Annotated in this window: 11 protein-coding genes; 6 read left to right on the top strand and 5 right to left on the bottom strand. The window is 70.1% G+C overall.

What is annotated here, in order from left to right:
* Positions 1 to 23: 23 nt before the first annotated feature.
* Positions 24 to 1,358, bottom strand: coding sequence for a cytochrome c (locus AC5WJ1_RS06830; protein WP_243737104.1), 1,335 nt, complete (start codon positions 1,356 to 1,358; stop codon positions 24 to 26).
* 50 nt (positions 1,359 to 1,408) lie between these two features.
* Positions 1,409 to 1,633 carry a DUF2970 domain-containing protein gene (locus AC5WJ1_RS06825; protein WP_133098345.1) on the bottom strand — a complete coding sequence of 75 codons (225 nt, stop codon included), beginning with the start codon at positions 1,631 to 1,633 and terminating at the stop codon, positions 1,409 to 1,411.
* Positions 1,634 to 1,804: 171 nt separating this feature from the next.
* Between AC5WJ1_RS06825 and AC5WJ1_RS06820 the strand changes: the two genes are divergently transcribed.
* A complete protein-coding gene (locus tag AC5WJ1_RS06820) occupies positions 1,805 to 3,220 on the top strand; it encodes an aminotransferase-like domain-containing protein (protein ID WP_135705081.1) in 1,416 nt (471 codons plus the stop codon).
* 159 nt (positions 3,221 to 3,379) lie between these two features.
* On the opposite strand, the gene AC5WJ1_RS06815 is transcribed toward AC5WJ1_RS06820, so the two are convergent.
* A complete protein-coding gene (locus AC5WJ1_RS06815; RefSeq protein ID WP_135706252.1) occupies positions 3,380 to 4,897 on the bottom strand; it encodes a glycine betaine ABC transporter substrate-binding protein in 1,518 nt (505 codons plus the stop codon).
* Between the two features lie 207 nt (positions 4,898 to 5,104).
* On the opposite strand from AC5WJ1_RS06815, the gene AC5WJ1_RS06810 reads away from it, so the two are divergent.
* The 4 genes from AC5WJ1_RS06810 to AC5WJ1_RS06795 are packed head-to-tail and all read left to right on the top strand — an operon-like array spanning position 5,105 to position 8,751.
* Positions 5,105 to 6,115, top strand: coding sequence for a LysR family transcriptional regulator (locus AC5WJ1_RS06810; protein ID WP_133098343.1), 1,011 nt, complete (start codon positions 5,105 to 5,107; stop codon positions 6,113 to 6,115).
* A complete protein-coding gene (locus tag AC5WJ1_RS06805; protein WP_494476438.1) occupies positions 6,108 to 7,574 on the top strand; it encodes an FAD-dependent oxidoreductase in 1,467 nt (488 codons plus the stop codon). The genes AC5WJ1_RS06810 and AC5WJ1_RS06805 overlap by 8 nt, the downstream gene beginning before the upstream one ends.
* Positions 7,575 to 7,624: 50 nt before the next feature.
* Positions 7,625 to 8,158 carry a CMD domain protein gene (locus AC5WJ1_RS06800; RefSeq protein WP_240745950.1) on the top strand — a complete coding sequence of 178 codons (534 nt, stop codon included), beginning with the start codon at positions 7,625 to 7,627 and terminating at the stop codon, positions 8,156 to 8,158.
* Entirely contained in the window at positions 8,155 to 8,751 is a 597-nt protein-coding gene (locus AC5WJ1_RS06795; protein WP_133098340.1) for a peroxidase-related enzyme, read from the top strand. The genes AC5WJ1_RS06800 and AC5WJ1_RS06795 overlap by 4 nt, the downstream gene beginning before the upstream one ends.
* Positions 8,752 to 8,808: 57 nt before the next feature.
* On the opposite strand, the gene AC5WJ1_RS06790 is transcribed toward AC5WJ1_RS06795, so the two are convergent.
* Both AC5WJ1_RS06790 and AC5WJ1_RS06785 read right to left on the bottom strand, forming a co-directional pair.
* Complete coding sequence (locus tag AC5WJ1_RS06790) at positions 8,809 to 9,150, bottom strand: cupin domain-containing protein (protein WP_133098349.1); 342 nt, start codon at positions 9,148 to 9,150, stop codon at positions 8,809 to 8,811.
* A 26-nt stretch (positions 9,151 to 9,176) separates the two neighbouring features.
* Positions 9,177 to 12,692, bottom strand: a complete 3,516-nt coding sequence (locus AC5WJ1_RS06785; protein WP_494476528.1) for an FtsK/SpoIIIE family DNA translocase — start codon at positions 12,690 to 12,692, stop codon at positions 9,177 to 9,179.
* Positions 12,693 to 12,900: 208 nt separating this feature from the next.
* On the opposite strand from AC5WJ1_RS06785, the gene AC5WJ1_RS06780 reads away from it, so the two are divergent.
* Positions 12,901 to 14,121, top strand: a complete 1,221-nt coding sequence (locus AC5WJ1_RS06780) for an EAL domain-containing response regulator (protein WP_135706250.1) — start codon at positions 12,901 to 12,903, stop codon at positions 14,119 to 14,121.
* Positions 14,122 to 14,134: the final 13 nt, after the last annotated feature.

The raw sequence follows: 14,134 nt of genomic DNA, 5'->3' as shown, positions 1-14,134 counted from the left end.
GGTGCGTGCCGGAGCGCTTCGCCTCAGCGCTGTGCCGCCAGCGCCTTGCGCCGCGCGGCCACGTCGGCTTCGGTCACCGGACCGGCACGGTTGCCCCAGCCGCGCCGGATGAAAGTCAGCACGCTGGCCAGTTCCTGGTCATCCAGCGTCCAGCCATAGCCGGGCATGTGGTAGTCGGTGGCGGCGGTGCCGACACGCGCGGTCACGGCGCCATCGAGCAGCAGGTTGACCAGCGACGCCGGATCGGGATCGGCCACGGTCGGGTTGCCTGCCAGCGGCGGGAACACGCGCGCGAAGCCCTTGCCGTCGGCGCCATGGCACGGCATGCAGTACACCGCGTACTGGCGTGCGCCCGGCACGTCGAAGCGGCCCTGGTGCAGTTGCTGCGCGGTGGCGGGATCGGGGCGGAACGGCTTGTCCTCGCCGCGCGCGCCGGGCAGCGACTTGAGGTAGGCCGCCACGGCATCGAGGTCGCCCGGACTCATGTATTGCGTGGCGGTGGAGATCACGACGGACATGGGCCCGAACGAGGTTGCGTGCCCATTGCGCCCGGTGCGCAGGAACTCGGCAATGTCCGCGCGCGACCATGCCCCGAGGCCGGTGACCTGGTCGCCGGTCAGGTTGGTCGCGGACCAGCCTTCCACGCTGGCGCCCGACAGGAAATGCCGGCTGCGCTCGTCCAGTCCTTGCTCGGCGAACAACCGGCCGCGGGGCGTGTGGCAGGCTCCGCAGTGGGCCACGGCCTGCACCAGGTAGGCGCCGCGGTTCCACGGGTCGCCGCGCGCGGGCTCGGTGCGAACCGGGTCGTCGTCGAGAAACAGCAGGTTCCAGACCGACAGCAGCGAGCGCATGCCGTACGGAAAGCGCAGCTGCGGCGCCGGGTTGCGCTGCGCCACGGGCGCGACTTCCGCGCGCAGGTAGGCATACAGCGCGGCCACGTCGTCGGCACGCATGCGGGCGTAGGACGGGTACGGCATGGCCGGATACAGGCGCTTGCCGTCGCGCGCCACGCCCTGGCGCAGTGCGCGGTCGAACTCCGCCAGCGTATAAGCGCCGATGCCGGTGGCGGCGTCGGGGGTGATATTGGTCGAGTGAAGGGTGCCGACGGCGGTGCGGATCGGCAACCCGCCGGCAAATGGCTTGCCGCCCTCGCGGGTATGGCATGCGGCGCAGTTGGCGATGCGCGCCAGATAGCGGCCGCGTTCGACCTGCTGCGCCTCGGCGGCGCCCGCGGCCAGTGCCGGACGGGCCGGCCAGGCAACCAGCAGCGCCAGGGACAGCCACAGCCAGGGTAGCCAGGACAGCCACTGCGCGGGCAGCAAAGCGGCGGCGCAATGCCGCCCGGTCGGGCGAGACATGGGGTCGATCAGATTGTTGTTGTGATGAGAATGTAACGCGACGCCGCGGCTCAGGCTATCGTCATGGCCGGTATGGCGCTTGCCGCTGCCGATGCGCCCGACACGGCCCAGTTGGCGGCCAGCACCAGGCAGGCTACCAGTCCGGCGGCCACGGCCACGCCGGTCAGGATCAGCGGCACGGGACGCAGGTTTTCCAGGTCGCGCTGGTGTTCCTGGCCCTTGCGCAGGCCAAAGAAGCCCCACAGCACGGTCCGCAACAGCCTCAACGGGTTCATTGTCTCTCCTTGCACGAAAGCCTTTGGCGACGACAACCGATTATGGCCGCCAGCCGCCGGCCATAACAGCATCAGATACCCGGAAAATTTACGTATCAGTTGCCGGACCCGGGGCGATAATGGCACCCTACACCCCGCCCCGCCCCGCCCCGCCCCGCCCGACTGCGCCCCATGAAACGGTACGAAGCCCTCGCCGAAACCCTGGCCGCCGATATCCGCAACGGCAGCCTGCCGCCCGGCACCCGCCTGCCGTCGATCCGCAAGACCGTGGCGCAATACGGGGTCAGCCCGTCCACCGCGTTCCAGGCCTACTACCGGCTGGAAGAGCGCGGACTGGTGCGCGCGCGCGAGCGTTCCGGCTACTACGTGGCGGGGCCGGCCCGGCGCGACCTGCCGCAGCCGCAGGCGCGGCCGTCGCGGCAGGTGTCGACCCAGGTCGACATCTCCAAGCTGGTGTTCGCGGTGCTTGAAGGCGCGCGCGACCGCAAGCTGGTGCAGTTCGGCTCGGCCTTCCCCTCGCCTGAGCTGTTCCCGTGGGAGCGGCTGGGCAAGTCGCTGGCGCGGGCCGGCCGTGCGCTGGACCCGTGGCATTCGGTCAACGACCTGCCGCCCGGCAACGCGGCGCTGCGGCGGCAGATCGCGCTGCGCTACCTCGGCGCGGGCGCGCCGCAGCCGGCCGAAGACCTGGTCGTCACCAACGGCGCGCTGGAGGCGCTGAACCTGTGCCTGATGGCCGTGACCCAGCCGGGCGACGTGGTCGCGATCGAGTCTCCGGGCTTCTATGCCGCGCTGCAGGCGCTGGAACGGCTGCGACTCAAGGCGCTGGAGATCCCGGTCGATCCGGCGCAGGGCATCGACCTGGGCGCGCTCGACAACGCGCTGTCGCGTCACCCGGTCAAGGCCTGCTGGTTCATGACGCAGTTCCAGAATCCGCTCGGCGCCAGCATGTCGGAAGACAAGAAAAAGGCGCTGGTGGCCCTGCTCGCCCGTCACCAGGTGCCGCTGATCGAAGACGATGTCTATGGCGAGCTCTATTTCGGCAACCGCTGCCCGCTGCCGGCCAAGGCCTTCGATACGCAGGGGCTGGTGATGCATTGCAGTTCGTTCTCGAAGACGCTGTCGCCGGGCTTCCGCATCGGCTGGGTGGCGCCGGGCCGCTTCGGCGAGGCGATCCAGCGGCTCAAGCTGATGACCACGCTGTCGGCCGGCGTGCCCACCCAGGTAGCGCTGGCCGAGTACCTGCAGCACGGCGGCTATGACAAGCACCTGCGCCGCCTGCGCCATGTGCTGGAGATGCAGCAGGGCCAGATGCTCGATGCCATCGGCCGGCATTTCCCGGAGGGCGTGCGTGTATCGCGGCCGGAGGGCGGGTACTTCCTGTGGGTCGAGTTCGCGCCCGGCTTCGATGCGCTGGCGCTGCACCATGCCGCGCTGGAGGCCGGCATCGGGCTGGCGCCGGGGCCGATCTTCTCCGCGCGGCAGGGCTACCGCAACTGCATCCGGCTCAACTACGGGCACTTGTGGAACGACGAGGCCGAGACGGCGGTCGCCACGCTCGGCCGGCTGATCGCGCAACAGGCGACCTGAGCGACCTGAGCGACCTGAGCGACCTGAGCGACCTGAGCGGCCTGAGCGGCCTGAGCGGCCTGAGCGGCCTGAGCGGCCTGAGCGGCCTGAGCGGCCTGAGCGGTCTCAGCGGTCTCAGCGGTCTCAGCGGTCTCAGCGGTCTCAGCGGTCTCAGCGGTCTCAGCGCGCGTCGCGATGGCGGCGCAGCGCCCATTCCAGCGTCTCGAACGCGGCCTGCACGGCGAGCGCCAGCACCGCGGCCGGGATCGCGCCGGCCAGCAGCAGCGTGGTGTCGTTGAGCGCCAGCCCGGTGGCGATGCGCTCGCCAAAGCCGCCGGCGCCGACGAAGGCCGCGATCGTGGCCGTGCCCACGCTGATGATGGCGGCGGTCTTGACGCCGGCCAGCAGCACCGGCAGCGCCAGCGGCAGTTCCACGTAGCGCAGTACCTGGCCGCCGCGCAGCCCGAGCGCGCGGGCAGCGTCGCGCATGCCCGGCGGCACCTGCTCCAGTCCGGTGGCGGTGTTGCGCACGATCGGCAGCAACGCATACAGGAACAGCGCCACCAGCGCCGGCCACACGCCGATGCGGCCCAGCAGCGGGATCAGCATCGCCAGCAAGGCCAGCGACGGCACGGTCTGCAGCACGCTGACGGCGCCCAGCACCACCTGGCCGGTGCGCCGGCGGCGCGCAGCCAGGATGCCCAGCGGCACGCCGGCCAGCGTGGCGGCGCCGACGGCGCCTGCCACCAGGCCGACATGGCGCCGCGCCAGCCGGTTGGTGTCGGGTCCAAGCAGCGCGCCCAGCAGGCCGCGATCGCTGGTGCCTGCCACCGAGGCCGCGGACGCCGCGGACGCCGGTACTGCGGCCGGTTCGGCGCCGGGGTTCGGGCCATGCGCCGCGAACTCCCGCGCGACGAGATCGAACGGCTTGCGGTCGATCTCCGCCGCGGCGTTCATTGCCACCATGTCGGCCGCGCTGATGCGGCCCGACAAGCGCTGCAGCGCCTGCCACGCCTGCGGGAAGCGCTGCGGCACGTCCAGCCGGTACACCACCACGGCGTCATAGCGCGGGAAATAGCGGCGGTCGTCTTCGAGCACGCGCAGCCGGTACTTGAGGATCTTGGCGTCGGTCGAATAGATGTCGATCGCATCCACCTGCCCCGCCGCCAGCGCCTCGTAGGCAACGCCGTGGTCCAGCCCGACCGGCTGCTGCGGCAGGCGATAGCGGCTGGCAAGGCCGGGCCAGCCGTCCGCCCGGCCGAGGAATTCATGCGACAGGCCCAGCCGCAGCCGCGGCTGCGCGGCCAGGTCGCTGAGCCGGCGCAGGTTGGGCGGGCGGGTGTCGGAGACGGCCAGTGCGTAGGTGTTTTCAAAGCCGAGCGGGATCGCCGCACCCAATCCCAGCGGGGCCAGTGCCCGCTGGATGGCGTCCAGGCCGGCGCCGGGCGGCAGCTTCAGGATCTCCGCGGCGAGCGTGCCGGTGTAGTCGGGATAAAGGTCGATGCTGCCGGCCTTGAGCGCCTCGAACACGATCGCGGTATTGCCCAGCCCTTGCTGGTGCTGCGCGGTGCCCGGCGGACCGGCGGCCTGCGTCAGCAGTTCGCCAAGGATATAGGACTCGGTAAAGCGCTTGGAGCCAACGCGCAAGGGGTCGGCGGCCTGCGCGGGCGCCGCTCCCACGAGTGCTGTCGCGAGCACCCAGAGTGTCAAGCGCCACAGCGTGGTCCTTTCATTGACCTGCCGATAGCCACCGAGCCAGGCAAACACGTCCGTCCTTTTTGGGGGGCCGGTGTGCTCCCGGCATCTCTACATCATAGCCGCGGCATAGCCTTATCCCGAAATAGTATTTGGCATCTGCATGATAAGCACGTCAGAATCCGGATTGAACATACATCGCCAACACCAATGGAAATCCGGCAACTGGAAGCCTTCGCCGCCGTCGTGACCACCGGCAGCGTCACCGCCGCGGGCCGCCTGCTCGGCCGCTCGCAGCCGGCCATCACGCGCCTGATCCAGGAGCTGGAGGCCGAACTCGGCTTTGCGCTGTTCACCCGCAGCGGCCCGCGCGTCAGTCCGACGGAACAGGGCTTCCTGCTCTACGACGAGGTCGAGCAGACGCTGGCCGGCATGCAGCAGATCCGCAGCCGGGCCGCGGCACTGGCACGCGGCGACGGCCGGCCGTTGCGCATCGCCGCCACGCCGGCACTGGCCGCCGGCCTGCTGCCGCCCGCGCTGGCGTTGGCGTTCGAGCGCGGCCAGTGCGCGCCGGAACGCGTGGCCGTGCAGGCCGTATCGCCGGAACAGGTGGTGCATGCCGTGCTGACCGGCGCCGCCGACATCGGGCTGAACAGCCTGCCGCTGGAACACCGCGGCGTAACCGTGCACTGGATCGGCCAGTCGGCTTGCGTGGCGGCGGTGCGCGGCGACGATCCGCTCGCGGCACAGGCAGCGATTTCACTGCAGGATTGCCGCGCGCGCCGCATCGTCACCATGCAGAACCCCTACCGGCTGCGCCGCCGCGTGGACCGGGCGCTGGCCAGTGCGGGCGTGCCGGCCGCCGGCGTGATTGACACCAACACCTCGATCAACGCGCTGACGCTGGTCCGCGCCGGGCTTGGCATTGCGCTGCTGGAGCCCGTGACCGCACGCGGGCTGCCGCTGACCGACATCGCGGTGCGCCCGATCGACGCGGATATCCCGTTCTACTTCGGCGTCATCACGCCGCAGGCGCGACCGGCCAGCACCGCCGTGCTGGCGCTGGTGCAGGCGGCGGCCGATGCCGCCGCCGCGCTGCTGCCGGACCTGCTGCTGCGCGATGCGGCCGAGCACGGCGCGCTGCTGCAATCGCTGTACGGCGACACCGGCGCCGGCACCGACTTGTTTTCACCGGACACCGATCTTCCCAGCCATGACTGACCCCACCACTACCACCCCCGCCGGCCTGCCCGCCCTCGAGGCACGCCTGCGCCAGGACCTGTCCTGGCTGGAACTGCCCGCAAAGCCGTGGACCATGCCGCGCACCCACGACGGCCGTGACGTGCTCGACGTCGCCGTGATCGGCGGCGGCATGGCCGGCCTGGCGGCCAGCGCCACGCTGGCGCACCTTGGCATCCGCGTGCGCGCCTTCGACCGCGCGCCGGCCGGCTTCGAGGGCCCATGGGCCACCACGGCGCGCATGGAAACGCTGCGTTCGCCCAAGCAGCTGACCGGCCCCGCGCTGGGGCTGCCGGCGCTGACCTTCCGCGCCTGGTTCGAGGCGCAGTTCGGTGAAGACGCATGGCAGGCGCTGGACAAGATCCCGCGGCTGCAATGGATGGACTACCTGCGCTGGTACCGGCAGGTGCTGGACCTCGATATCCGCAATGAGCACCGCGTCGAACAGATCGTGCCGCGCGCCGATGGCCTGGTGTCGCTGTCGATGCGGTCCCCCGCAGGCCCGCTGACCGTCCTCGCGCGCCGCGTGGTGCTGGCGACCGGCCGCGACGGCCTCGGCGGCGCCTACGTGCCTCCGCTGGCGGAGGCGCTGCCGCGCCACCTGTGGGCGCACTCGTCCGACGAGATGGACTACGCCACGCTGCGCGGCAAGCGCGTGGGCGTGGTTGGCGCCGGCGCGTCGGCGATGGACAGCGCCGCCACCGCGCTTGAAGCCGGCGCGGCCTCCGTCGAGATGCTGGTGCGGCGCCAGGACATCCCGCGTGTCAACAAGAGCAAGGGTGCCGGCAACCCGGGGCTGACCCACGGCCACTATGGCCTGCCGGATGCCTGGAAATGGCGGCTGCGAAACTACATCAACACCGAGCAGGTGCCGCCGCCGCGCGGCAGCACGCTGCGGGTTTCGCGCCATGCCAATGCGCATTTCAACCTGGGCGCGGCGCTGGAGTCGGTCGAAGTGCGTGGCGACGTGCTGCATGTCGCCACGCCGCAGGGCACCTTCGAGCTGGATTTCCTGATCTTCTCGACCGGCTTCCGCATCGACCTGGAAACCCGGGCGGAATTTGCCGCCTTTGCCCCGCATATCCGCTACTGGCGCGACCGCTACGTGCCGCCGGCAGGCCAGGAAGACCGCGAGCTGTCCGATTCGCCGGACCTGGGCGAATCGTTTGAATTCCAGGAAAAAAAACCGGGCGCGTGCCCTGACCTGTCGCGCATCCACTGCTTCTGCTATCCGGCGGCGCTGTCGCACGGCACCATTTCCGGCGATATCCCGGCGATCAGCGACGGCGCGCGCCGGCTTGGCCAGGGCATCGCCGCGCTGCTGTACCGGGAAGACGTCGAACTGCACTATGCCGCGTTGCAGGCCTTTGCCGAGCCGGAAGTCTTCGGCGACGAATGGACTCCGGCGCTGCCGCCGGCTCTGCGCACCGCGCAGGCCTGAGCGCAAATACCTTGAACCTTGAACCGATACTTCCGAACCAACAGAGTCCGATGACCCAGACCTCCGCCCCCGCGGTCGACCTGATCGACCAGCTCACCGGCCTGGTGCCCGGCAGCGCCACTTACGCGCTGCGCCATCAGCGCGACAAGGTCGTGGCCGCCACCCAGGGCAGCCATGACGCCCTGTTCGACCCAGCCCTGCCCGGCCTTTCGCTCGAAGAACGCCTGCTGGTCGCGCTGTACGCGGCGCGCCTGACGCCCTCCGCGGCGCTGGCGGCGCACTACCGCGCGCGGCTGGAACAACTCGGCGCCGATGCCGCGCACGTGCGCGCCGCCGCCGAAGGCCAGCCTCAGGAGATCGCCGAGCCGCGCCTGCGCGCGATGCTCGCGTTCACCCGCACGCTGATCGAAAAACCCGTCGAAGGCGACAAGGCCGCGCTGCAGGCGCTGCCCGCAGCGGGCCTGAGCACGCCCGCCGTGGTCACGCTGGCGCAGCTGATTGCCTTCCTGTCGTACCAGGTTCGGCTGGTAGCCGGCCTGGACGCCTTGAAGGCATTGAACGACACTGCAGGAGCCCAGGCATGAGCGAGATCATCAAATCCCACGGCTTTACCAACGAAGTGCTGGACTGGAAGGCTTGGCTCGATATTGTCGAACTGGACCAGGCCACGCCCGAACAGGTTGCCGTGCTGGAAGAAAGCCATCCCAAGGCCAAGGTGCAGGACTACTACCGCTTCCTGGTGCACCAGCCCGAGATCCTGCGCCAGCGCTCCACCGCCTTCAACGCCATCATGTACGCACCCGGCGGCATGCCGCGCGCCGAGCGCGAGCTGGCGACCACGGTGGTGTCGCGCATCAATGGCTGCGTGTACTGCGCGTCGGTGCATGCGCAGCGCTTCGAGCAACTGGCCAAGCGCAATGACGTGATCCGGGAAGTGTTCGAGGACCCGCGCTCGGCGGGGACCACCGCGCGTGAGAAAGCGATCGCGCAGTTCTCAATCGAACTGACGGAGCGGCCGGCGGAGGTAACCGCGGCACTGCTCAAACCGCTGCGCGATGCGGGGGTGACGGATGCGGAGATCCTCGACCTGATCCACTCGGTCGCGATCTTTGCGTGGGCGAACCGGTTGATGCTGAATCTTGGCGAGCCGGTGTTTCCGGATCAGGCTGAGGGGTGAGGGGTGACTGAGGACCGGCCTCGATAGCCAGCAACATGCGCTGTCGCGGGACACGGTCTAGCTGTCACCGCCCCCGTAATGCACCGCCAACCAAACCGTCGGCTGCGTTTCGTCAGTCCATGCCACACGATGCCGGCAATGCGCCGGCAAGTGCAGCCAGTCGCCGGGCCGCATCACATGCTGAACTGCCTCACCTTCAATCTCCAGCGCAGCACTGCCGCTGACCAGCAGCACCCACTCGGCTTCCGCGCTGTCGTACCAGAACCCTGCCGGACTGGCCTGCCCGTTGGAGACGATCCGCTCGATCTTCAGGCCAGGCCGAGCCAGCAGCGGCTCGAACACTTCTTCCGCCAGGTTCACCGGCACAGCGGCCAGCAAGCTTCCATGCTCGAGCGCCATCATCGCCTCCGGAAGGTAACGTCGTGTCAGTCCGCCGGCCCCGGCGCCAGCACGTCGCGCGCGCCGTTGCGGCCCATTGGCGACACCAGCCCGGCGACTTCCATCTGCTCGATCAAACGCGCCGCGCGGTTGTAGCCGATGCGCAGCTGGCGCTGCACTGCCGAGATCGAGGCGCGCCGGCTGGTCAGCACGAAGGACGCGGCTTCGTCATACAGCGGATCGGCTTCGCCATCGCCGCTGCCTTCGCCGAACAGGTCGGCGCCGCCGGCCTCGGCCGGGTCGCCGGCCAGGATGGCTTCATCGTAATCCGGCTCGCCGAATTGCTTCCAGTGCTCTACCACGCGGTGCACTTCCTCGTCGGCGACGAAGGCGCCGTGCACGCGCTGCGGGTAGCCGGTGCCCGGCGGCAGGAACAGCATGTCGCCCTGGCCGAGCAGGCTCTCGGCGCCCATCTGGTCGAGGATGGTGCGCGAGTCGATCTTGGACGAGACCTGGAACGCCACCCGCGTCGGGATATTGGCCTTGATCAGCCCGGTGATCACGTCGACCGACGGTCGCTGCGTCGCCAGGATCAGGTGGATGCCGGCGGCGCGGGCCTTCTGGGCCAAACGCGCGATCAGTTCTTCGATCTTCTTGCCCGCGACCATCATCAGGTCGGCCAGCTCGTCGATCACCACCACGATCATCGGCAGCCGCGACAGCGGCTCGGGCGCGTCCGGCGTCAGCGAGAACGGGTTGGGCACCTTGCGCTCCGCCGCCTCGGCGGCGCGGATCTTCTGGTTGTAGCCGGCCAGGTTGCGCACGCCCAGCGCCGACATCAGCTTGTAGCGCTTTTCCATCTCGCCGACGCACCAGTTGAGCGCGTGCGCGGCCTGCTTCATGTCGGTGACCACCGGCGACAGCAGGTGCGGGATGCCCTCGTAGACCGAGAGCTCGAGCATCTTGGGGTCGATCATGATCAGGCGCACATCTTCCGGCGTGGCCTTGTACAGCATCGACAGGATCATGGCGTTGACCGCGACCGACTTGCCCGAACCCGTGGTGCCCGCCACCAGCAGGTGCGGCGCGCGCGCCAGGTCGGTGACCACCGGATTGCCGGTGATGTCCTTGCCCATCGCCAGCACCAGGCGCGAATGGTGTGCCTGGAACGAGGCCGCCTGGACGATCTCGGACAGCCGGATCATCTGCCGGCGCGCATTGGGCAGCTCCAGGCCCATGCAGGTCTTGCCGGGGATGGTCTCGACCACGCGGATCGAGGTCACGCCGAGCGCGCGGGCAAGATCCTTCATCAGACCCACGACTTGCGCGCCGCGCACGCCCATGGCGGGCTCTACCTCGAAGCGCGTGATGACCGGGCCGGCATCGGCGCCGACCACGGCGACGGGTACCTTGAACTCGGCCAGGCGCTGCGCGATCAGTTCACCGGTGTCGCGAAGGCGCTCTTCCGACACCTGCTCGCCGCTGTCGAGCTGGTTTTCCAGCAGGTCGGCGGGCGGCAGGCGGTAGTCGACCGGCGGGCGGGGCGCGGGCGGTTCGGGAACCGGTGCGGGTGCGGGAGCGGGCTGGCTCGAGCCCAGCGGCACCGTGCGGCCGACCACGGCCGGCAGGACGATGCGGGGCTTGGCCAGGGGCGCGGCGATCGGGGGCGGTGCCGGCTCGGGTGCGACGGTCGCTTCCGCAGGTTCCGCTGCCGCCTCGATCGCGGCAGCCGCTAGCTCTTGTTCCGGCTGGATAGCTTCGGTTGACTCGACTGCTTCAACAGTCTCAACTGCTTCAGCTGCCTCAACGACCTCAGCCGACTCAACGACCTCAGCTGCCTCAACGACCTCAGCCAACTCAACGACCTCGGCCGATTCCGCAACCTCAACGGCCTCAGCGACCTCCGCCTCCGCATCAGGTTCGCCTGCCCCCCTATCAGCAACCGCTTCGCCGACCAGACCGTTACCGTCCATCAGCGTTTCCGTGTCCCGCTCGGCGGCAGGGTCGGCCGAGGCCGGTGCAGCCCCACTCTCCTCCTCCATCGCCGAGGTAGCGACGGCCTGTGCCACGGCACCGAGATCGTCAGTGTCGTCAGCCGGCACGGCGCCCACAGGCTGGCTTTCGACCTCAGTTTCGCCTGCCGGGACCAGGCCGTCTGCTTCATCCTTCGGCGCAGCATCGATTTCGTCCGCAGCATCCGTCGCGTCGGCAATGTCGGCCAGCGCCGCCGTGATTGCGGGACTTTCAGGAACTGCGGCGACTTCCGTTACGGACGCAGGCTGCCTGGCCTTGCCCGCCAGCGCCTGCAACTCGGCCAGCAGGTCCAGCGCTTCCTGCCGGATTGCTGCCAGCGTGACGGCGTCGATGTCGCCGGCAATGTCCTTGTCGATAGCCGGCTGCGCAGCCGGCTCTGCCGGCTCTGCCGGCTCTGCCGGCTCTGCCGATTCTGCCGCCCCTGCCGGCGTGACCGGCGCCGCGTCGTCGGGCTCGATCACAACCGTGTCAGCGGCGACAGCCGTGTCGGCCTCGGCCACCGGCGTTTCCGGCACCGCCGGCTTGGCGATGGCAATCGCCGGCTCGACTGCTGCCTGGACAACGCCGGCCGCCGCGGCAGGCACAACCTCTGCGGCAGGCGAGAGCGCAGCCAATGGCACCGTTGCCGCCGCCTTCGCCTGCGCCTCCGGCAAAGTCGTGATCGACGAGCGCACCAATGGCTGCGGCTGTCGGAACGGGCTGCTGACGACGGTTGCGCGCGGGGGTTGCGCAGGACGTGCGGCCGCTGCTGCCTGTGCCGGCGCTGCAGCCACTGCGGCCGCTGCGGCCGCTGCGGGCTTGCGTGGCGCCGGCGCCGGCGCAGGCCGTGCTGCCGGCGCCGCCTGCGCAACGGCCTGGGCCGCGCCTGCCGCAGCGGAGGGTCCCGCGGCGCGCACGGTCTTGCCCGCGGCCGGCGCATCGGCAGCATGCAGCCAGATCTCGCCCGGCTGCGGCGGCGATTCACGGGTACGCCGCGGCGGCTGCCACGCGGGCTGGCGCCGCGCCGAAACCGCTTCGAAACTGCGGTGGCGCTGGGGCGGCGCGCTCCAGTTGCCCTGGGCGCCGGTGGCGGCCTCGCGGCGCTCGGCTTCGCGCGGCGCCTGCGGCGTGAAAGTATTGGCGAACGGGTTGGTGAAGGCCGGCGCCGGCTCGTCTGTCGGGGCATCAGGGTCCGCCGCGCGGCGCGGCTTGCGCGCGAACAGGCTGCGCCAGGTTTCGCCGAACACCATCGGTGCCGCCAGCGCCAGCACGCCCAGCATCAGCAGCAAGGCACCGGTCCAGCCGAACAGGTTGCCGAACATGCCGGCAAGCGCGCGTCCCGCGGAACCGCCCGCGCTGGACTCCGGGTCGGACCCGCCGGTGAGCGCCTCCAGGCTGGCGCTGGCACACAGCACCGCCAGCGTACCGAGCCAGGTACGCAGCGAGCCCGGCCCGGCCAGACGGCGATCGCCGGCAAGCCAGCGCCCGGCCATCCGCCAGACCAGCGGCAGCACCCAGAAAGTCGAGAATCCGAACCAGCCCAAACCCATTATCGACATGCCATGTTCAAAACTACGGGCAGCGATTGTAGCGGGTATGGCAGCGGGTCATTGAACCGGAAAGCGCAAATATTCGTAACGCAGCGCGTTTCACCGGCTATATCGCCAATTTCGCTGCGCCATGGCGACAGCCCCACTGCTGGCCGGCGCGCCGATGCCGCGCTACCATGCCCGGATGCGCTCGCCGCGCCCCCCTCCCATGCCGATCCGTTACGCTACCCTGCGCATCCTCGTTGTCGAAGACCACCCGTTCCAGCGGCTCGCGGCCGAGGGACTGCTGCGGCAATTGGGGGTGCAGACGGTGGTGTCGGCGCAGAGCGGCATGCAGGCCGCCGAGTTGCTTGGCCGCCAGCCGTTCGACGCCGTGCTGTGCGACATCGAGATGCCTGGCGGCAATGGCCCGGAACTGATCGCCGAACTGCATCGCCGCGGCGCGCAGGCGTTTGCCGCGGCACCGCCGGTCTGGGTCTGGGTTACCGCGCTGGCGGATGACATCCTGGAATCGAATCGCAGCCTGGCGCACGCCGCGGGCATTGCGCGCGTGCATGCCTTGCGCAAACCCCTCTCGCGCGATGCCGTAGAGGAAGTCCTGGCCGCCGTGCTGGCGCCCGGCCCGGAACACGACGCACAGATGCCCGCCTGCTTGCCCGACGATGCCGAGCTGACCGCCGCGGCGCGCTCGGGCAACGGCCTGCTGGTGATGCTGCAGCCGCAGCACGACCTTGCCAGCGGCCGGCTGGCCGGCGCCGAAGCGCTGGTGCGCTGGCGCCATCCGCGGCACGGACTACTGCGGCCCGATGCCTTTGTCCCGCGCCTGGAAGCGCTGGACGCCGCCCACCTGGTGTTTGAATTCGTCGTGCGCCAGTGCCTGGCGGCACAGCAGCGACTGCAGGCCGCAGGCATCGACATCACGCTGGGCATCAACGCGTCGGCGCAAACCCTGTGCCGGCCGGGCGTGCTGGAACAGCTCGATACGCTGGTGGCGGCCAGCGGCGTGTCGCCGCGCGCATTGACGGTGGAACTGACCGAAGGCTATCCCGTGCCCGACACGGTGGCGCTGTCGGTCGCGCTGAACCGGCTGCGGCTGATGGGCTACGGCGTGGCGATCGACGATTTCGGCATCGGCATCGCCACGCTCAAGCTGCTGGCGGACCTGCCCTTCACCCAGCTCAAGCTGGACCGCTATTTCGTCGCGCAGATCGACGGCCACGGCCAGCGCGAAGCTATTTGCCGCCACATGATCGCAATGGCGCGCGACCTGGGGCTGGAGTGCGTGGCCGAAGGGGTGGAAACGGAATCGCAGCGCGCAGCACTGCGCGCGCTGCGCTGCCCGCTTGGCCAGGGCTACCTGTGGTCGGCGCCCAAGCCCGTCGATGCCTTTATCGCCGAGGCGATCGAGCGCGCGCCGCGGCCCGGCTAGTGCAGGCTAGCGC

Source organism: Cupriavidus sp. MEYA8, from assembly GCF_059278825.1.
Note: the sequence above shows the minus strand (reverse complement) of the source record. Positions and strands in the feature narration are given on the sequence as shown.